17 protein-coding genes are annotated in these 19,441 nt (G+C 64.0%); 8 read left to right on the top strand and 9 right to left on the bottom strand.

Annotated elements, in window-relative coordinates; all coding sequences use genetic code 11:
- Both prpC and prpB read right to left on the bottom strand, forming a co-directional pair.
- A complete protein-coding gene (prpC, locus tag ACP7DD_RS07415; RefSeq protein WP_426174074.1) occupies positions 1-1,170 on the bottom strand; it encodes a bifunctional 2-methylcitrate synthase/citrate synthase in 1,170 nt (389 codons plus the stop codon).
- A gap of 24 nt (positions 1,171-1,194) precedes the next feature.
- On the bottom strand, positions 1,195-2,079 hold the full coding sequence (prpB, locus tag ACP7DD_RS07410; protein WP_426174073.1) for a methylisocitrate lyase: 885 nt from the start codon (positions 2,077-2,079) through the stop codon (positions 1,195-1,197).
- A gap of 208 nt (positions 2,080-2,287) precedes the next feature.
- Between prpB and prpR the strand changes: the two genes are divergently transcribed.
- The 3 genes from prpR to ACP7DD_RS07395 all read left to right on the top strand — a co-directional run bounded on the left by prpR (position 2,288) and on the right by ACP7DD_RS07395 (position 6,546).
- The gene (gene prpR, locus ACP7DD_RS07405; protein ID WP_426174072.1) at positions 2,288-3,898 is read left to right on the top strand and encodes a propionate catabolism operon regulatory protein PrpR; all 1,611 of its coding nucleotides are present in this window, start codon (positions 2,288-2,290) and stop codon (positions 3,896-3,898) included.
- 93 nt (positions 3,899-3,991) lie between these two features.
- The gene (locus ACP7DD_RS07400; RefSeq protein WP_426174071.1) at positions 3,992-5,368 is read left to right on the top strand and encodes a pyridoxal-phosphate dependent enzyme; all 1,377 of its coding nucleotides are present in this window, start codon (positions 3,992-3,994) and stop codon (positions 5,366-5,368) included.
- The gene (locus tag ACP7DD_RS07395; protein ID WP_426174070.1) at positions 5,365-6,546 is read left to right on the top strand and encodes a trans-sulfuration enzyme family protein; all 1,182 of its coding nucleotides are present in this window, start codon (positions 5,365-5,367) and stop codon (positions 6,544-6,546) included. The genes ACP7DD_RS07400 and ACP7DD_RS07395 overlap by 4 nt, the downstream gene beginning before the upstream one ends.
- A gap of 44 nt (positions 6,547-6,590) precedes the next feature.
- Here ACP7DD_RS07395 and ACP7DD_RS07390 read toward each other — a convergent pair whose 3' ends face one another.
- Complete coding sequence (locus ACP7DD_RS07390; RefSeq protein ID WP_426174069.1) at positions 6,591-7,334, bottom strand: hypothetical protein; 744 nt, start codon at positions 7,332-7,334, stop codon at positions 6,591-6,593.
- A 240-nt stretch (positions 7,335-7,574) separates the two neighbouring features.
- Between ACP7DD_RS07390 and ACP7DD_RS07385 the strand changes: the two genes are divergently transcribed.
- The 3 genes from ACP7DD_RS07385 to ACP7DD_RS07375 all read left to right on the top strand — a co-directional run bounded on the left by ACP7DD_RS07385 (position 7,575) and on the right by ACP7DD_RS07375 (position 9,485).
- On the top strand, positions 7,575-8,120 hold the full coding sequence (locus ACP7DD_RS07385) for a DUF3455 domain-containing protein (protein ID WP_426174068.1): 546 nt from the start codon (positions 7,575-7,577) through the stop codon (positions 8,118-8,120).
- A gap of 88 nt (positions 8,121-8,208) precedes the next feature.
- Complete coding sequence (locus ACP7DD_RS07380; RefSeq protein ID WP_426174067.1) at positions 8,209-8,775, top strand: sigma-70 family RNA polymerase sigma factor; 567 nt, start codon at positions 8,209-8,211, stop codon at positions 8,773-8,775.
- The gene (locus tag ACP7DD_RS07375) at positions 8,772-9,485 is read left to right on the top strand and encodes an anti-sigma factor (protein WP_426174066.1); all 714 of its coding nucleotides are present in this window, start codon (positions 8,772-8,774) and stop codon (positions 9,483-9,485) included. The genes ACP7DD_RS07380 and ACP7DD_RS07375 overlap by 4 nt, the downstream gene beginning before the upstream one ends.
- A gap of 82 nt (positions 9,486-9,567) precedes the next feature.
- Here the strand turns inward: ACP7DD_RS07375 and clpA are convergent, their stop codons facing one another.
- Together clpA and clpS are read right to left on the bottom strand one after the other, a co-directional pair.
- Positions 9,568-11,868: an ATP-dependent Clp protease ATP-binding subunit ClpA gene (gene clpA / locus ACP7DD_RS07370; RefSeq protein WP_426174065.1), complete on the bottom strand. Its 2,301-nt coding sequence runs from the start codon at positions 11,866-11,868 to the stop codon at positions 9,568-9,570.
- On the bottom strand, positions 11,865-12,167 hold the full coding sequence (clpS, locus tag ACP7DD_RS07365) for an ATP-dependent Clp protease adapter ClpS (protein WP_426174064.1): 303 nt from the start codon (positions 12,165-12,167) through the stop codon (positions 11,865-11,867). The genes clpA and clpS overlap by 4 nt, the downstream gene beginning before the upstream one ends.
- A 326-nt stretch (positions 12,168-12,493) precedes the next feature.
- On the opposite strand from clpS, the gene cspE reads away from it, so the two are divergent.
- Together cspE and ACP7DD_RS07355 are read left to right on the top strand one after the other, a co-directional pair.
- Positions 12,494-12,697, top strand: a complete 204-nt coding sequence (gene cspE, locus ACP7DD_RS07360) for a transcription antiterminator/RNA stability regulator CspE (protein ID WP_010395943.1) — start codon at positions 12,494-12,496, stop codon at positions 12,695-12,697.
- 136 nt (positions 12,698-12,833) lie between these two features.
- Positions 12,834-12,956 (top strand): hypothetical protein, encoded by a 123-nt coding sequence (locus ACP7DD_RS07355; RefSeq protein ID WP_426174063.1) that lies wholly within the window; start codon positions 12,834-12,836, stop codon positions 12,954-12,956.
- A 57-nt stretch (positions 12,957-13,013) separates the two neighbouring features.
- On the opposite strand, the gene ACP7DD_RS07350 is transcribed toward ACP7DD_RS07355, so the two are convergent.
- The 4 genes from ACP7DD_RS07350 to ACP7DD_RS07335 form a co-directional block, all read right to left on the bottom strand.
- The gene (locus ACP7DD_RS07350; RefSeq protein ID WP_426174062.1) at positions 13,014-14,411 is read right to left on the bottom strand and encodes a methyl-accepting chemotaxis protein; all 1,398 of its coding nucleotides are present in this window, start codon (positions 14,409-14,411) and stop codon (positions 13,014-13,016) included.
- Between the two features lie 265 nt (positions 14,412-14,676).
- Positions 14,677-15,930, bottom strand: a complete 1,254-nt coding sequence (icd, locus tag ACP7DD_RS07345) for an NADP-dependent isocitrate dehydrogenase (RefSeq protein WP_426174061.1) — start codon at positions 15,928-15,930, stop codon at positions 14,677-14,679.
- A gap of 110 nt (positions 15,931-16,040) precedes the next feature.
- Positions 16,041-17,003: an IS1595 family transposase gene (locus ACP7DD_RS07340; RefSeq protein WP_426174060.1), complete on the bottom strand. Its 963-nt coding sequence runs from the start codon at positions 17,001-17,003 to the stop codon at positions 16,041-16,043.
- Between the two features lie 148 nt (positions 17,004-17,151).
- A complete protein-coding gene (locus ACP7DD_RS07335) occupies positions 17,152-19,383 on the bottom strand; it encodes an NADP-dependent isocitrate dehydrogenase (protein WP_426174059.1) in 2,232 nt (743 codons plus the stop codon).
- Positions 19,384-19,441 lie beyond the last annotated feature (58 nt).

Here is a 19,441-nt window from a genome sequence, read left to right as displayed (position 1 = left end):
TTACTTGCGGTCCGCGATCGGTACGAACTTGAGGTCTTCGGGACCGACGTAGTTCGCGCTCGGGCGAATGATCTTGTTGTCGATGCGCTGCTCGATGACGTGGGCAGCCCAGCCCGAGGTGCGCGAAATGACGAACAGCGGCGTAAACATCGACGTCGGCACGCCCATCACATGGTATGAGACAGCGGAGAACCAGTCGAGGTTCGGGAACATCTTCTTCACGTCCCACATGACGGTTTCGAGGCGCTCGGCGATGTCGAACATCTTGGTCGAACCGGCTTCCTGCGACAGATTGCGCGCCAGCTCCTTGATGACGACGTTGCGCGGGTCGGAGATGGTGTAGACCGGGTGGCCGAAGCCGATGACGACTTCCTTGTTCTCGACGCGGCGGCGGATGTCGGCTTCGGCTTCGTCCGGGTTCTCGTAGCGTTCCTGGATTTCGAGCGCCGCTTCGTTGGCGCCGCCGTGCTTCGGTCCGCGCAGCGCGCCGATGGCGCCGGTGATGGCCGAGTGGATGTCCGAGCCGGTGCCGGCGATGACGCGCGCGGTGAAGGTGGACGCGTTGAATTCGTGTTCGGCGTACAGGATCAGCGAAGTGTGCATCGCCTTGACCCAGGCGTCGGACGGTTTCTCGCCGTGCAGCAGGTGCAGGAAGTGGCCGCCGATCGAGTCGTCGTCGGTCTCGACGTCGATGCGCCGGCCGTTGTGGCTGAAGTGGTACCAGTAAAGCAGCATCGAGCCGAACGACGCCATCAGGCGGTCGGCGATTTCGCGCGCGCCCGGCACGTTGTGGTCGTCCTTTTCCGGCAGCGCGCAGCCGAGCGCGGAGACACCGGTGCGCATCACGTCCATCGGGTGCGCCGCAGCCGGCAGCGCTTCGAGCGCCAGCTTGACAACCTGCGGCAGGCCGCGCATCGATTTCAGGTATGTCTTGTAGGCTTTCAGTTCGGCCGCGTTGGGCAGTTTGCCGTGCACCAGCAGGTAGGCGATTTCCTCGAATTCGCTGGTGTCGGCGATGTCGAGGATGTCGTAGCCACGGTAGTGCAGGTCGTTGCCGGTCTTGCCGACCGAGCACAGGGCCGTGTTACCGGCGGCGACGCCGGACAGCGCGACGGATTTTTTTGGCTTGAAGGCGACCGCTTCGGTCGGGGCGTTTGCTTTGTCAGTCATTTTTCTATCTCCGGTGTGGATCGATTATTTTTCTTTGCCCTGGGCGAACAGCGAGTCGAGCTTTTTCTCGTAGTCGTGGTAGCCGAGGTAGTCGTACAGTTCCATGCGCGACTGCATCGTCGCAACGACGTTCTTCTGGGTGCCTTCGGCGCGCAGCGTCTTGTAGAAGTTGAGCGCGGCGGCGTTCATGGCGCGGTACGCGCCGCAGCAGTACAGCGCGATGTCGACCTTGTGCTCGCGCAGTTCGTCGAGCGTAAACAGCGGCGTGGCGCCAAATTCGGTGAGATTGGCGAGGATCGGCACGCCGACCGCGTCGCGCACCTGGCTGTACATCTCGAGTCTGGTGATCGCTTCAGGGAAGATCATGTCGGCGCCCGCTTCGACATAGGCGCATGCGCGGTCGATCGCTGCGTTCAGGCCTTCGACCGCCAGCGCGTCGGTGCGCGCCATGATGACGAAGCTCTCGTCGTGGCGGGCGTCGACGGCGGCCTTGATGCGATCGACCATCTCTTCCTTGCTGACGATTTCCTTGCCCGGACGGTGGCCGCAACGCTTGGCCGAGACCTGGTCTTCCATGTGGACGGCGGCGACATCGGCGCGGATCATGTGGCGAATCGTGCGGGCGATGTTGAAGGCGCCGCCCCAGCCGGTGTCGATGTCGACCATCAGCGGCAGGCCGCAGGCGTCGGTGATGCGCTGGGCGTCGGTGATGACGTCGTCCATGGTGCTGATGCCCAGGTCGGGCATGCCGAGCGAATTGGCGGCGACGCCGCCACCGGACAGGTAGAGCGCCTTGTAGCCGGTCTGCTCGGCCATGCGCGCAGTGTAGGCGGTGATGGCGCCGACGACCTGCAACGGCGATTCTTCGGCGACCGCTCGGCGAAACATCGCGCCCCGGGTTTCTCTCATGGTGTGCTCTCCTGTAGTGTTTCATCAAACTGCATGCGCTTTACATTGCAATGACCGTGCCAGCGACCGCTCCGACGGCTGCCTGACGCTGGAAAGCGTTTAAAATCATGGAGTCACAACAATTTATCAAAAAGTCAAGCGGTCGGCTCTCGTTTCAAGCGACGTTTCAAGTTGAAACAGTGGAACGGCGAAGGAGTACAATAATGGGATGCCTTACTCTGCCGCCACAACCGAAGACATGGAGCGCCCGGTCATCTGGACCGTATCCGTGTCGCGCCTGTCGGACCTGCTGCGCGACATCACGCTCGAGTACGACCACCTGGCCACGATCGAGCCGATCCACCTCGGCTTCGATGACGCCGCGCGCCATATCCGCGAGCGCATGGCCACCGAGCGCTGCGACGTCGTCATCGCCGCCGGCTCGAACGCTGCCTACCTGAAGGGGCGCGTGTCGGCGCCGGTGGTCATCGCCAAGGCGAGCGGCTTCGACATGATGCAGGCGCTGGCGCGCGCGCGCCGCATCTCGCAGCGCATCGGCGTGATCACCTACCAGTCGCCGCTGCCGGAACTGGCCGAGTTTTCGGCCACCTTCGGCGCCGGCATCGCGCAGCGCACTTACGTGACGGAAGAAGACGCGCGCGCGCGCATCAATGAACTGAAGGCTGAAGGGATCGAGGCGATCGTCGGCGCCGGCCTGATCACCGACCTGGCCGAGGAAGCGGGCCTGTCCGGCGTATTCGTGTACTCGGCGGCGTCGATCCGCCAGGCGTTCGACGATGCGCTCGAGATGGCGCGCCTGACCCAGCTCGAATCGAACCGCGGCCGGCGCACGGTGGCGGTGGCCGACACGCTGCGCGCGCGCCACGGCCTGAACGACCTGCGCGGCGATTCGGCGCCGATGGAGAAGCTGCGCCAGCAGGTGGTGCTGTACGCGCGCTCGCCGGCGACGGTGCTGATCGAAGGCGAAACCGGCACCGGCAAGGAACTGGCGGCGCAGGCGATCCACCGCGAGAGTCCGCGCAGCCTGGGGATGAACCGGCCGTTCGTGGCGCTCAATTGCGGCGCGGTGGCCGAGTCGCTGCTGGAGTCGGAACTGTTCGGCCACGAGGAAGGCGCGTTTACCGGCGCGCGGCGCGGCGGCCACGCCGGCCTGTTCGAGGCGGCCAACCGCGGCACCCTGTTCCTCGACGAGATCGGCGAAATGCCGCTGGCGCTGCAAACGCGCCTGCTGCGGGTGCTGGAGGAACGCGAGGTGGTGCGGGTCGGCGGCACGCGGCCGGTGGCGGTCAACGTGCGGGTGATCAGCGCGACCCACTGCGACCTCGAGGCGCGCGTGCGCGAGGGACGCTTTCGGGCCGACCTGTACTACCGGCTGGCGGTGCTGCGCATCGCCCTGCCGCCGCTTCGCGCGCGGCGCGGCGACATCGCGGCGCTGGCCGAATGGTCGCTGAAGAATGCGCTGGCGGCGCTGGGGGCGCGGCCGCATCCCAATTTGCACGCCGAAGTCGCAGCGTGCGCGGCGCTGTTCGAGCGTTACGAGTGGCCCGGCAACGTGCGCGAACTGCGCAACCTGACGCAGCGCCTGGCGCTGTACCTGGCGGCCGAGCCGCTGCAAGCGCTGACGCCAACCTTCGTGCTGGCGGTGGTGCCGGAACTGGGACGCACGGCGGACGCCGAGCCGGCCCCCGTGGCCGCCCTGCTGCCTGCCGAAACCGTGCAGCAGGTGCTGGCGCGCTTCGGCGGCAAGCGCGAGGAGGCGGCGCAATACCTTGGCATCAGCCGCACTACCCTTTGGAGAAAATTGAAGGCAGGCGCATAAGCGTCGATAGAGAGGCAGGTCAAAAGCCGGTCGCCTCGAAGGCGCAGAATTCGAAGTCCAGGTATATACAAACAGGATGACGGAGGCAATATCATGCAGAATGCATCGCAAGCGGCGTTGTTTTCACTGATCGGCAACACGCCGCTGATGGAGGTCAAGCGGATCGACACGGGCTTGTGCCAGCTGTTCCTCAAGCTCGAGTCGCAAAATCCCGGCGGATCGATCAAGGACCGGATCGGCATGGCGATGATCGCCGCCGCGGAAGCCGACGGCAGCCTGCAGCCTGGCGGCGTGGTGGTCGAGGCGACCGCCGGCAACACCGGCATCGGCCTGGCGCTGGTGGCGCGCATCAAGGGCTACCGGGTGGTGCTGGTGGTGCCGGACAAGATGGCGGTCGAGAAGGTACTGCACCTGAAGGCGCTCGGCGCCGAGATCCACCTGACCCGCTCCGACGTCGGCAAGGGCCATCCCGAGTACTACCAGGACTACGCGGCCCGGCTGGCGCGCGAGATCCCGGGCGCCTGGTTCGCCGACCAGTTCAACAATCCGGCCAATCCGCTGGCGCACTACAGCACCACCGGTCCGGAGCTGTGGCAGCAGAGCGCGCACGACCTCGATGCGGTGGTAGTCGGCGTCGGCTCGGGCGGCACGCTGGCGGGTCTTACGCGCTATTTCGCCGACGTGCAGCCGGCGCTCGAATTCGTGCTGGCCGACCCGAAAGGCTCGATCCTGGCCGAGTACGTGCAGACGGGCCACCTGTCGGAAGTATCCGGTTCGTGGGCAGTCGAAGGCATCGGCGAAGACTTCATCCCGTCGATTGCCGACCTGTCGCGCGTGCGCGTCGCCTACACCATCAGCGACGAAGAAAGCTTCCAGTCGGCGCGATTGCTGCTGCGCGAAGAAGGCATCCTCGGCGGCTCGTCATCGGGCACGCTGCTGGCGGCGGCGCTGAAGTACTGTCGCGCGCAGACAACGCCGAAACGGGTCGCCACGTTCGTGTGCGACACCGGCACGCGCTACCTGACGAAGGTCTACAGCGACGGCTGGATGTTCGACCAGGGCCTGCTGGCGCGCCCGCGGCTGGGCGACCTGCGCGACCTGATCGGGCGCCGCTACGACGGCGGCGACGTCGTCACGGTCGCGCCGACCGACACGCTGCTGACCGCGTTCAACCGCATGCGCAGCGCCGACCTGGGGCAGCTGCCGGTGATCGACGACGGCCGGCTGGCCGGCATCATCGACGAATCGGACCTGCTGCTGCACGTGACGGCCGACGGCGGCGGCTTCGGCACGCCGGTAGCCGACACCATGACCGCGCAGCTGCAGACGCTGCGCCCGTCGGCCAGCATGCAGCAGCTGCGCGACATCCTCGACCGCGGCCTGACCGCGGTGATTGCCGACGACACGCGGTTCCATGGCCTGATCACGCGTTTCGACCTCCTCAACCACTTGCGCAGGACACTATCGTGAACGCTGACCGCACCGCACCGAAGCATCTCGCCACCCGCGTCATCCATGCCGGCCAGGCGCCCGACCCCAGTACCGGCGCGGTGATGCCGCCGATTTACGCTACCTCGACGTATGTGCAGGAAAGCCCGGGCGTGCACAAGGGGCTCGACTACGGCCGCTCGCACAACCCGACCCGCTGGGCGCTGGAGCGCTGCGTGGCCGACCTCGAAGGCGGCGCGCGCGCGTTCGCGTTCGCGTCGGGCCTGGCCGCCATTTCGACGGTGCTCGAGCTGCTCGACGCCGGCGCCCACATCATCGCCGGCGACGACATGTACGGCGGCACCTACCGCCTGTTCGAGCGGGTGCGCAGGCGCAGCGCGGGCCACCAGTTCAGCTACGTCGACCTGTCGGACCCCGAAGCGCTGGCGGCGGCGCTGCGGCCGGAGACGAAAATGGTGTGGGTCGAGTCGCCGACCAACCCGATGCTCAAGCTGGCCGACCTGGCGGCGATCGCCACGCTGTGCCGGGCGCGCGGCATCATCACCGTGTGCGACAACACCTTCGCCAGCCCGATCGTGCAGCGCCCGCTGGAAGCGGGGATCGACATCGTGGTGCATTCGACGACCAAGTTCATGAACGGGCACTCGGACGTCATCGGCGGCATCGCGGTGGCAGGCCGCGAGCCGCACCAGGAGGCGTGGGCCGAGCAGCTGGGCTTCCTGCAAAACTCGGTCGGCGCCATCCAGGGTCCGTTCGACAGCTTCCTGGTGCTACGCGGGATCAAGACGCTGGCGCTGCGTCTGGAGCGCCACTGCGACAACGCCATGGCCCTGGCGCGCTGGCTCGAGCGCGAGCCGAAGGTCAGGCGCGTGTTTTACCCGGGGCTCGAATCGCATCCGCAGCACGCGCTGGCGAAGCGGCAGATGAATGGCTTCGGCGGCATCATCTCGATCGAGCTGGCATGCGACCTGGCGGGCGCGCGCCGCTTCCTCGAGCGCTGCGAATTGTTCACGCTGGCCGAAAGCCTGGGCGGGGTGGAGAGCCTGATCGAGCATCCGGCGCTGATGACGCATGCCACCATCCCGCCCGAGCAGCGCGCGCAGCTGGGGATCAGCGATGCGCTGATCCGGCTGTCGGTTGGGGTGGAACACATCGAGGACCAGCGCGAGGACTTGCGGCGCGCACTGGCAGCGGTGTGAAGGTCAGGTCGGATGCGGGACGGGATCGCTCCCGGTCGGGTTCACTAATCATGCACCAGCGTGAAGAAATCCGGGTCGCGCAGAAGGTAGCGGCCCTTTTTGCCGTCGAAGTCGATGGGGCCGGTGAAGTCGGCTTGTTCGAGCGTGCCGCCGTCGTCGGCCAGGACGTTGGCACGGCTGCTGGTGGCGGGCGCATTATCGGCCCACAGTGCAACGCGCGGCGGGCTGGCGGCCGGCGCCAGATCGGCGTGGGCGTGCGGGCGCGCCGCCGGCAAGGACGCACTGACCATGTGCGACATGGCGGCGACGACTTCGTCGGCGCGGCGCGGATCGCCGGGGTGCCACGACAGGTCGCGGAATATTTCGAGTTTGCCGGTGCCGCAGTCGCGCACGGTGAGGTTGAAGCGGCTCGGATTGGCGGGCACGATATTGTGGTCGATGCGGGCGCGCAGCAGGTTGCCCCAGCTGCCGGGCGTGAGTGCACGCAGCAGCAAGCCATTGGCGTCGAGCGTGGCATGGCTGTTGCCGGCGCCGCCGGGATGGTAGAGGCGCACGACGATGGCCTGGGCGCCGCCCCGGTGGAAAAAGTCGCGCACGTCGAAGCCAAGCCGGCTGTCGGCCCACAGGCCGCCGAAGATGCGCTCGAAATCGGCGAAGCGCCAGAGGGCGGTGCCCTGGTTGACCGGCCCGCGCAGCGCGCGCCCGGCCAGCGCGATGGTGGCGGGCACGCTGCCGCGCAGGTCGCGCACTGTCCCGCTAATGCGCGGGCGGATCATTTCTAGCGGCATGGGCATCTCCGGATTTTCGCTGAACTCAACATTATTGATTAGGCTCTTGCCACTATTTCGCGGCTTGACACAGATCAAACAAATGGATGAGCACATCGAAGACGTTTGTGCAGTCGCCTTGACGGCGCCGAAAAAATACTTTTAACGCAGTGCATCCAAACGTCGCCTCCGCGGGTAGTACTAACAGCAGTGTCGACAACGACGCGCTGCACATTCCACTTACCCCATAGGAGAAACACCATGCGACCACCTTCCCTGCTTGCCCTCGCCGCCGCTGTCAGCCTGCTCGGCGCCTGCACCACCATGGCCGCGAAGAGCACGTATTCGCAGGACGCGCTGCCCGAGTCGGTCAAGGTCCCGGCGGGCAACGTCGTCGCCATGGAAACGGTCGCCAAAGGCGAACTGACGTACGAGTGCAAGGACAAGGCCGGCATGCCCGGCCAGGTCGAGTGGACCTTTATCGGCCCGAAAGCGGCGCTGATGGATCGCAGCGGCAACGCGGTCGGAACTTACTACGGCCCGCCGGCGACCTGGGCTTCCAGCGACGGCTCGACCGTGAGCGGCACCCAGGTGGCGCTCGCGCCTTCCGGAGCGGGCAACATCCCGTTCCAGCTGGTCAAGGCAAACCCGGCAATGGGGAGCGGCGCGATGATGGGCACCACGTACATCCAGCGCGTTGCGCTCAAAGGCGGCGCGGCGCCGGCAACCGGATGCACGCCGGAATCGAGGGGCCAGCGCACCGTCGTCATGTACCAGGGCGACTACATCTTCTGGAAAGCGAGCTAAGCGAACGGGAATGGTCGTGTGTTAGGATTCAGCAAAGAATTTCTCCTATCGACGTTGCCTGTTATCAGGCTTACCAACAGGCTTTCCTTTGCCAGACCGCGCCGAAGAATTTGATTACGAAGCTGCGTTGAACGCGTGCGCCGCGGGCGAGCAGGCGGCCTTGCGCCGCCTGTACGACCAGGAAAGCGCGCGCCTGCTCGGCGTGGCCCAGCGCATTGTGCGCGACAGCGCACTGGCGGAGGACATCGTGCACGATGCATTTATCAAGGTGTGGACCGGCGCCGGCAGCTACGATCCGCTGCGTGGCGCGGCGCGCGGCTGGATGTACTCGATCACCCGCCACCTGGCGCTGAACGCGGTGCGCGATCATGGCCGCGAGGTGATGGTCGACGACGACGCGGCCGCCGCGATCGATGCGAAGGCGTCGATGGAGCGCTGGGCCGATGTCGCCGATGCGTTTGCGTTTCGCGCCAGCGCAGGACAGATCGGCGAATGCCTCGAACAGCTCGAACCGGTGCGGCGCAACTGCCTGCTGCACGCCTATGTCGAAGGCCTGTCGCACAGTGAAATTGCCGCGCGCGTCGATGCGCCGATGGGTACCGTCAAGTCGTGGATCAAGCGCAGCCTGGCGTCGTTGAAAGTGTGCCTGTCATGAGTCGTCCCCTTCCCTCCCTTTCCGAAGAATCGAGCGCGCAGGCGGCCGAGTACGTGCTGGGCACCTTGTCGGGCGAAGCGCGGCGCGATATCGAGCGGCGCGTGCGCGACGAACCGGCATTGCGGCTGGCCGTACAGCAGTGGGAAGCGGACCTGCTGCCGTTGACGGCGCTGGTCGAGCCGATCGCGCCATCAAGCCGGCTGTGGCGGCGCATCGAGCGTAGCGCGATGGCGGAAGCGGCGCAGGCGCCGTCCCAGCCGACGCCGATGTGGAGCAGCCTCGGGCTGTGGCGCGCGCTGACGGCTGGATCGCTGATCGCCAGCGCGCTGCTGACGGCGACGCTGGCCACGCGCCTGGCGGCGCCTGGCGCGCCGCAGTACATGGTGGTGCTGGCTGGGCCGCAGGACAAGACGCCGGGCTACGTGGTGCAGGCGAGCGCGTCGCGCCAGGTGACGCTGACGCCGCTTTCCTCGGCGGCGGTGCCGAGCGATAAATCGCTGCAGTTCTGGACCAAGGCGAACGGCTGGCGGGGACCGGTGTCGCTGGGCTTAGTCAAGCCAGGCCAGACGATCACCATTGCGCTCGACGCGCTGCCGAATGTGCAGCCGGACCAGCTGTTCGAGGTCACGCTGGAGCCGGTGAATGGCTCGCCGCTGAGCCGGCCGACAGGTCCGGTGCTGTTCATTGGACGGGCCGTCAAAGTGATGTAAGCCGGCACGCGCAGTGCGCATCGGGCAGACGTAAAAAAACCCGCGGGACTTGCGTCCGACGGGTTTTTTGTTGGCGCTGCGCTTACTCGATTTCGACGGTCTCTGGCGGCGCGGTCGGCGGCGTCGCATCGGACTCGGGGAACTCGAGCACGACGTTGTCTTTGTCGTCGAGGTCGACCGTGATGCGCCCGCCGTTGACCAGGCGGCCAAACAGCAGCTCGTCGGCCAGCGCCTTGCGGATCATGTCCTGGATCAGGCGTGCCATCGGGCGCGCGCCCATCTGCGGATCGAAGCCCTTCTGCGACAGGAACTTGCGCAGCTTCTCGGTGAAGATCGCCTCGACCTTCTTCTCGTGCAGCTGCTCCTCGAGTTGCATCAGGAACTTGTCGACCACGCGCAGGATGATTTCCTCGTCCAGTGCACGGAAGCTGATGATCGCGTCGATCCGGTTGCGGAACTCCGGCGTGAACATGCGCTTGATGTCGGCCATCTCGTCGCCAGGCGCCTTCGACTCGGTGAACCCCATCGAACGCTTGGTCAGGCTTTCGGCGCCCGCATTGGTGGTCATGATGATGATGACGTTACGGAAGTCAGCCTTGCGGCCGTTGTTGTCCGTCAAGGTGCCATGGTCCATCACCTGCAGCAGGATGTTGAAAATGTCCGGGTGGGCTTTTTCAATCTCGTCGAGCAGCAGTACCGCGTGCGGCTTCTTGGTGATCGCCTCGGTCAGCAGGCCACCCTGGTCGAAACCGACGTAACCCGGTGGCGCGCCGATCAGCCGGCTCACCGCGTGGCGCTCCATGTACTCGGACATGTCGAAGCGGATCAGCTCGATGCCGAGGATGAACGCCAGTTGCTTGGCCACCTCGGTCTTGCCGACGCCGGTCGGACCGGAGAACAGGAACGAGCCGATCGGCTTGTCCGTCTTGCCCAGCCCGGCGCGCGCCATCTTGATGGCCGACGACAGCGCATCGATCGCAGGCTCCTGGCCGAACACGACGTTGCGCAGATCGCGGTCGATGGTCTGCAGCTTGCTGCGGTCGTCCTGGTTGACCGTTTGCGGCGGGATGCGCGCGATCTTGGCAATGATGTCCTCGATCTCGGCCTTGCCGATGGTCTTCTTCTGCTTCGACTTCGGCAAGATGCGCTGGGCAGCGCCGGCTTCATCGATGACGTCGATCGCCTTGTCGGGCAGGTGACGGTCGTTGATGAAGCGCGCCGCCAGTTCGGCAGCGGTCGACAGCGCCGACGACGAATACTTGACGCCGTGGTGCTCTTCGAAACGCGACTTCAGGCCACGCAGGATCTGGATCGTCTGCTCGACGCTCGGCTCGTTGACGTCGACCTTCTGGAAGCGCCGCGACAGCGCGTGGTCTTTTTCGAACACGCCGCGGAACTCGGTGTAGGTGGTCGCGCCGATGCACTTGAGCTGGCCATTGGCGAGCGCAGGCTTGAGCAGGTTCGACGCGTCGAGCGTGCCGCCCGATGCCGACCCGGCGCCGATGATGGTGTGGATCTCGTCGATGAACAAGATGCCGTGCGGCATTTCCTTGAGCTGCTTGAGCACCGCCTTCAGGCGCTGCTCGAAGTCGCCGCGGTATTTGGTGCCGGCCAGCAGCGCGCCCATGTCGAGCGAATAGACGATCGCGTTCTGCAGTATTTCAGGCACTTCTTCCTGCGTGATGCGCCAGGCCAGGCCTTCGGCGATGGCGGTCTTGCCGACGCCGGCTTCGCCGACGAGCAGCGGATTGTTCTTGCGGCGACGGCACAGGATCTGGATGACGCGGTCGACTTCGTCCTCGCGGCCGATCAGCGGATCGATCTTGCCTTCGGCGGCGGCCTTGTTCAGATTCTGGGTGAACTGGTCGAGCGGGCTTTCCTTCGGCTGACCTTCGACCTGCGCTTCTTCGACGCCTTCGGAAGTCTTCTGGGTATCAGCCTGCTGATCCTTGCGCACGCCGTGCGAAATGAAATTGACCACGTCGAGGCGGGTCACGCCCTGCTGGTGCAGGTAGTAAACGGCATGCGAGTCTTTCTCGCCAAAGATAGCCACCAGCACATTGGCGCCGGTTACTTCCTTCTTGCCGTTCGACGCCGATTGGACGTGCATGATCGCACGCTGAATCACGCGCTGGAATCCGAGCGTCGGCTGGGTATCGACTTCGCCCGTGCCCGGCACCGTCGGCGTGTTATCGCCGATAAAGTTCGTCAAGGTTTTCCGCAGGTCATCGATGTTGACCGCACAGGCGCGCAGGACTTCAGCGGCCGATGGGTTGTCCAGAAGCGCCAACAGCAAATGCTCAACGGTAATAAATTCATGCCGTGCTTGCCGTGCTTCGACAAAGGCCATGTGTAAAGAGACTTCCAATTCCTGCGCAATCATACTTCCTCCATCACGCACTGCAGGGGATGCCCCGCCTTGCGCGCATGCGTTAAAACAAACTCCACTTTGGTACACGCTATATCTTTGGAAAACACTCCGCACACCCCTTTACCATGGCGGTGAACGGCCAGCATGATCTGCGTCGCCGTCTCCCGATCCTTGTTGAAGTACTCCTCGATTATGGCCACTACAAACTCCATCGGCGTATAGTCGTCGTTCAGCAGTGCCACCTGATACAGCGGCGGCGGTTTGACGGTCTGCCGCTCCAGTACTTGTTCGGTATCTTGCTTGGTCGCCATACGCTTTATTCTAATGCTTTCGAAGGTGATGCAATGCGTAAAGATCAGGGCATTTACATTTGTTTTCCATCTTACGCGCTTTCCGACTAGTGCGCAGATGGCGACCCGATTCGAAAAATCAAGAGTTGCGTTTCAGACCCATCTAGCCAAAAAAACAACCCCTGTTCAAAAGCGCTTGACTTCAATAGTTATTCCGCCAACAATGCGGTTATTGACTTGTACTTTTTGTACTTGTTGATAGATAAGAAGTAAGTAGGCTGAGGAGGAGGCAAGAAGCTTCTTGCTTTTATGGCTCGTGTGATTAGTTTTTTTTGAAAGTTCTTTTTATGGCAACAGGTACAGTTAAGTGGTTCAATGATTCCAAAGGTTTTGGCTTCATCACTCCAGATGACGGCGGCGAAGATCTGTTTGCGCACTTCTCCGCGATCAACATGAACGGTTTCAAGACCCTCAAAGAAGGTCAAAAAGTTCAATTCGAAGTCACGCAAGGCCCTAAAGGCAAGCAAGCTTCCAACATCCAGGCTGCGTAAAAACACCCGATGTAAAAAACCCCGCTGCGGCGGGGTTTTTTTTCGCCCTCGCGATTGTTCGCACTGTACCGTTTTCGGAAAACAGGCTGCGCACGCTTGGGTTGACGATCGCCTGCCGTCCGGTTCCGGCGCATCTGTGGCGCAGATCGACACCGGCGACGACACAGCTGCAGGTGTGGTGCGCGAACCCGGCCGTGGCCGCCTTTTCGCGCATCCGGACGCCGAAGTGCCGCAAATCGGAGACAGTTACTATTACTAGCAGAGCAAGACCGGCAAAAGTGCTAGCAGCGACGTTTTGCTGTCGACAGACGCGGCGTCAGGCGTCGATCCGCGGGCGCCGGCGGCCAGCCGCATCGAGCGTGAACGTGGCGACGACGGCGGAGAGGCTGTCGGCCTGATCCTGCAGCGATTGGGAAGCCGTCGCCGCGTGTTCCACCAGTGCCGCATTTTGCCGGGTTACCGCATCGACGTCGGTGAGGGCCAGGTTGATGCGGCCGATATCGCCCTCCTGCTCCTGGCTGGCGGCGCTGATCTGGCCGATGATGCCGGTGACGCGCTCGACGCTGGCGACAATTTCGCCCATCGTCGTTCCCGCCGTGCTCACCAGCGCCGTGCCGGTTTCGACGCGGCCGACCGAGTCGCCGATCAGCGTCTTGATTTCCTTCGCCGCGGCGGCCGAGCGCTGCGCGAGGTTGCGAACTTCGGATGCGACCACGGCAAATCCGCGACCCTGCTCGCCAGCGCGGGCTGCCTCGACGGCGGCATTCAGCGCGAGGATGTTGGTCTGGAAGGCGATACCGTCGATCACCGAAATGATGTCGACGATTTTCTTCGATGACTGATTAATCGACGCCATCGTCTCGATGACCCGCGCTACCACTTCGCCACCGCTGACGGCGACGCCGGAAGCGGAGATGGCCAGCTGGTTGGCCAGGCGCGCATTGTCGCCGTTCTGGCGGACCCGTTCGGTCAGCGCTTCCATCGACGCGACCGTGCCTTGCAGCGCGCCAGCCTGGTGCTCGGTGCGCTGCGACAGGTCGATATTGCCTGACGCGATTTCGCGCGAGGCGCCGGCAATCGCGCCGACGCCGGTCTGCACCCGTTCGAGCGCGCCATGCAAAGTATCGATCATGTCGTGCAGCGCCTGGGCGGTAACGCTGGTGGCGGCGTGCGCCGGCTGGCGCAGGTCGATGCTGCCGGGGGCGCCGCGCGACAAGCCGGCCACGCCGAACGCCAGTTCGCCCGCCTGGATCGCTTCGCGGCGCGACAGCACGGCCAGGAAGCACAGCACGGCCGACTCGACGACGACGTACGCGGCATGCACCAGTACGCGTGCGAATCCCGGTTCCGTCATGCAGCGCACGCCGAAGCCCAGTTCCTGCAGGTAGTTGAACGACAGGTGGTGGACGGCAATGGTGGCCGCGGCCACAACGATGACCACCCAGTCGCGATAGCACAGCAGGAAAGCGAGCAGCACAAAAATGCCGAAGTGCAGTTCGTTGATGCCGCCGCCCTGGTGGATGTGCAAGCCGCTAAACACCATCAGCGCCACCGCCACCGTCGACGCGGTCAGCCGGGTGCCGCCGTTATAGACGATCATCGCGGTCGGCAACAGCGCCGCCGGCAAGCCGATCCACAGCGCCCAGCGCAGCGTGTCGTGCAAGGCGGACAATCCGAGCGCCATGACAAACAGGCCCCAGAGGATGACCAGCATCAGGCGGTCGGCTTGGCGAAAATGCTTCCTCATCACTGAAGAGTTCATGGATACACGGACATTTTAATTATCGGGAGGAAATTATAACGCGTCGGCGCACATATTCATTCGCAATCGAACAGCCGCCGCGGCGGCGCTACAACAAGTGGCTATTGCGTTGTCCAAACCGCCACATCGATCCGTTTTTCCGATGAAAAAAGCCCCGCATCGATCGGAAAGCGGGGCCTGGCGGATGCGGCGGCCGAGCTGCTCGGCCGGCAAACATCTACATATTTTCTACCATGACGTCGCCGAAGCCGGAGCACGACACCTGGGTGGCGTCCTCCATCAGGCGCGCAAAATCGTAGGTGACGCGCTTCGAGGTGATCGATTTTTGCATCGACGAGATGATCAGGTCGGCAGCTTCGAGCCAGCCGATGTGGCGCAGCATCATTTCGGCCGACAGGATCATCGAGCCGGGATTGACGTAATCCTTGCCGGCGTATTTCGGCGCGGTGCCGTGGGTCGCTTCGAACATGGCCACCGAGTCGGACATGTTGGCGCCCGGCGCGATGCCGATGCCGCCGACCTGGGCGGCGAGCGCGTCGGAGATGTAGTCGCCGTTCAGGTTCAGGGTCGCGATGACGCTGTACTCGTTCGGCCGCAGCAGGATCTGCTGCAGGAAGGCATCGGCGATCGAATCCTTGATGATGATGTCGCGGCCGGTCTTCGGGTTCTTGAACTTCATCCACGGGCCGCCATCGATCAGCTCGGCGCCGAATTCCTTCTGCGCCAGCGCGTACGCCCAGTCGCGGAAGCCGCCCTCGGTGTACTTCATGATGTTGCCCTTGTGGACGATGGTCACCGACGGCTTGTCGTTGTCGATGGTGTACTGGATCGCCTTGCGCACCAGGCGTTCGGTGCCTTCGATCGAGACCGGCTTGATGCCGATGCCGGACGTTGCCGGGAAGCGGATCTTGTTGACGCCCATTTCCTTGATCAGGAAATCGATTAGTTTCCTGGCGCCCTCGGAGCCCTGCTGCCACTCGATGCCGGCGTAGATGTCTTCCGAATTCTCGCGGAAGATGACCATGTCGGTCTTCTCGGGCTGTTTCAGCGGCGACGGCACGCCGGCGAAATAGCGCACCGGGCGCAGGCACACGTACAGGTCGAGCTGCTGGCGCAGCGCCACGTTGAGCGAACGGATGCCGCCGCCGACGGGCGTCGTCAACGGACCCTTGATCGAGACGACGTAGTCCTTGACGGCGCCGAGCGTTTCTTCCGGCAGCCACACGTCGGGGCCGTACACGGAGGTCGACTTCTCGCCGGCGAACACTTCCATCCAGCTGATCTTGCGCGCGCCGCCGTAGGCCTTGGCGACCGCGGCGTCGACCACCTTGATCATGACCGGCGTGATGTCGATGCCGGTGCCGTCGCCTTCGATGAAGGGAATGATCGGATTATCCGGCACTGCGAGCGACAGGTCGGCGTTGACGCCGATTTTCTGGCCCTCGGCCGGGACGGTGATGTGTTGGTACATTGTGTGTCTCCCTATTGGACGTTGCTGCGACTGCCGGTCGTGCATAAGAGTCAAGATTATGCCACTCAAAAGTGAAAACGACTTTTTGAGTCGTCAATCGATAAAAAAGGCTATGTCACCATTAAGTGTGGGAAGGCGCCGAGCGCCGACCTGAGCAACATTTCCGGTGAATCGATGCGGCCACCGTCGATCGCCCACTGCCAACCCAGGTAATTCGGCAGATACCGGCTTGCAACGCCGTGAAATCCATGCAGCCATTGCTTGAACCGGCTGTGATAGGCGTTGACGTTTTGCACGTGCATATCGCCTGCCACGCGCGCCCCGGCCGACAGGTTGACGGCATGGTGGGGGATCCCGCTCGCGCGGGCAAACACCCGGTAGGCAGGATGGCCGTCGGTGACCAGCAGAATATCGGTGCCCAGCGCCGGCGCCAGGCAGCGCTGCAGGTGGGCGTGCCGCAGCGGCGCCCGTCCCGTGACAAAGTCAACCGTCCTGCCGCTTCGGTCACGCGCCACCAGGATGCAGTCGTGCTCATGCGAAATGCCGCGCCTCCGGGCCGACCCGCCACGGCGGCGCGCCGGCCGGTTCAGTTGGCGCGATCCCTTCTGCGACTCGAGCAGATAAGTTTCGTCGGCTTCGGTGACGCCCGAAAGCGGACAAATGCGGTCGCGCTTGGTTTGCATCAGGAACCGGTGGCGCCAGCGAAAACTGGTGTTCTTGTGGACGCCGGCGACTGTCGCGGCGCGGCGCACCGTGTTCGACTGCAGCCTGCCGTCCAGGTAGGGCAGCCATTTGCCGCGCTCGCGCATTCTGGCCAGCGGCGTGCCCGTCAACGCGTTGCAGCTGCGGGCGCAGTCGACACAGCGATAGCGTTGCAGCCCGTGCGCGTGGCCGTGACGATGCAAGCGCCCGGAACTGCAGTGCGGACACGTCTTGCGCCAGGTCGATTCGATCAGCGCGCAGGTCTGTTCGCGCAGCGAAGTACGGTTCAAGCAATCGGCAAGGTCGGTGCGCTGACGCAGCGTCAGCGTGGCGGCCTGCTCGATGAACTGCCCGAATTTGCCCGGATCCACCAGGGCCTCCCAACGCGATAAGGTCTGGTTCAGACCTCAACGGTTGGGCGTTAGTTCAAAATCCCCCACCTAACGGTGACATAGCCATAAAAAACCCCGCGCGGCCAGATGGCCGCGCGGGGTTTTTGTGTCCACTTGCAGCCTGAGCTTAAGCCAGCGTCGCGATCGCATTGTTGAACGTTGCGCTAGGACGCATCGCGGCCGACACCTTGGCCTCGTCGAGCTTGTAGTAGCCGCCGACATCGACCGGCCTGCCCTGCACTGCCAGCAATTCGGCGACGATCTTCGCTTCGTTGTCCGTCAGCGACTTGGCCAGCGGCGCGAAATGCGCGGCCAGTTCGGCGTCGTCAGTCTGCTTGGCCAATTCCTGCGCCCAGTACATCGACAGGTAGAACTGGCTGCCGCGGTTGTCGAGTTCGCCGGTTTTCGGCGACGGCGACTTGCGGTTGTCGAGCAGCTTGCCGGTGGCGTCGTCGAGCGTGGCGGCGAGAATCTTGGCCTTGGCGTTGCCGGTCTTGATGCCGAGGTCTTCGAACGACACGGCCAGCGCCAGGAACTCGCCGAGCGAATCCCAGCGCAGGTGGTTTTCTTCGACCAGCTGCTGCACGTGCTTCGGCGCCGAACCGCCCGCGCCGGTTTCGTACATGCCGCCGCCGGCCATCAGCGGGACGATCGACAGCATCTTGGCGCTGGTGCCCAGTTCCAGGATCGGGAACAGGTCGGTCAGGTAGTCGCGCAAAATGTTGCCGGTGACGGAAATGGTGTCGAGGCCGCGGATCATGCGCTCGAGCGTGTAGCGCATGGCGCGCACTTGCGACATGATCTGGATGTCGAGGCCGCTCGTATCGTGGTCCTTCAGATAGGTTCGCACTTTCTTGATCAGCTCGTTCTCGTGCGGACGGTACGGGTCGAGCCAGAACACCGCCGGCATGCCGGAGTTGCGCGCGCGCGTGACGGCCAGCTTGACCCAGTCGCGGATCGGCGCGTCCTTGACCTGGCACATGCGCCAGATATCGCCCTGCTCGACGTTTTGGCTCAACAATACTTCGCCCGTTGCCAGGTCGGTGATGTTGGCCACGCCGTCTTCCGGTATTTCGAAGGTCTTGTCGTGCGAGCCGTACTCTTCGGCCTGCTGGGCCATCAGGCCGACGTTCGGCACGGTGCCCATGGTCTTCGGATCGAAGGCGCCGTGCCATTTGCAAAAGTTGAGGATCTCCTGGTAGATGCGGGCAAAGGTGCTCTCCGGGATGACTGCCTTGACTTCCTTCAGGCGGCCGTCGGCGCCGTACATCTTGCCGCCGGCGCGGATCATCGCCGGCATCGACGCGTCGACGATGACGTCGTTGGGCGAATGGAAGTTGGTGATGCCCTTGGCCGAATCGACCATCGCCAGCGCCGGACGGTCTTCCTGGCAGGCGTGGATGTCGCGAATGATTTCATCGCGCTGCGACACCGGCAGCTCGGCGATCTTGTTGTACAGGTCGGCCATGCCGTTGTTGACGTTCACGCCCAGGCTGTCGAGCAGCGCGCCGTGCTTTTCGAACGCTTCCTTGTAGAACATGCGCACGCAGTGACCGAACACGATCGGGTGCGACACCTTCATCATTGTCGCCTTGACGTGCAGCGAGAACATCACGCCGGTCTTCTTGGCGTCCTCGATCTGCTGCTCGTAAAACGCCAGCAGCGCCTTGCGGCTCATGAACATCGAGTCGATGATCTCGCCTTGCAGCAGCGACACTTTCTGCTTCAGCACGACGGTCTGGCCGCTCTTGGTGATCAGTTCCATCTTGACGTCGCGCGCCGCTTCCAGGGTCATCGACTTTTCGCCGTGGTAGAAGTCGCCCTCGGTCATGTGCGAGACGTGGGTGCGCGAGGCAGCCGACCATTCGCCCATCGCGTGCGGGTTCTTGCGGGCCGATTCCTTGACCGCGCGCGGGGCGCGGCGGTCCGAGTTGCCTTCACGCAGGACCGGGTTCACCGCCGAACCGATGCACTTGCCGTAGCGGGCCTTGATCTCTTTTTCTTCGTCGGTCTTCGGCGCGGCCGGGTAGTGCGGAATGTCGTAGCCTTTGGCCTGCAGTTCCTCGATGGCCGTTTCCAGCTGCGACACGGAAGCGCTGATGTTCGGCAGCTTGATGATGTTCGCTTGCGGCGTCAGGGTCAGCTTGCCCAGTTCGGACAGCGCGTCCGGCACGCGCTGCTCGGGCTTGAGGCGCTCGGGAAACGCGCCGAGGATGCGGGCGGCAACCGATATGTCGCTGCTCTCGACGGTGATGCCGGCCGCTTTGGCAAACGCGCTGACGACTGGCAGGAAGGCGTGGGTTGCCAGCAGCGGCGCCTCGTCGGTCAAGGTGTAAATGATGGTCTGATCACTGCTCATGCGCTTATCCTCGGAGGTCTGGAATCTGAAACTGGTTACAATTATAGGTGCGGGCTCG

It is taken from the genome of Massilia sp. TWR1-2-2 (assembly GCF_049897565.1).
GTDB lineage: Bacteria > Pseudomonadota > Gammaproteobacteria > Burkholderiales > Burkholderiaceae_D > JAFCUW01.
The sequence above is the reverse complement of the archived record's forward strand: the minus strand, read 5'-3'. Positions and strand labels throughout refer to the sequence as shown.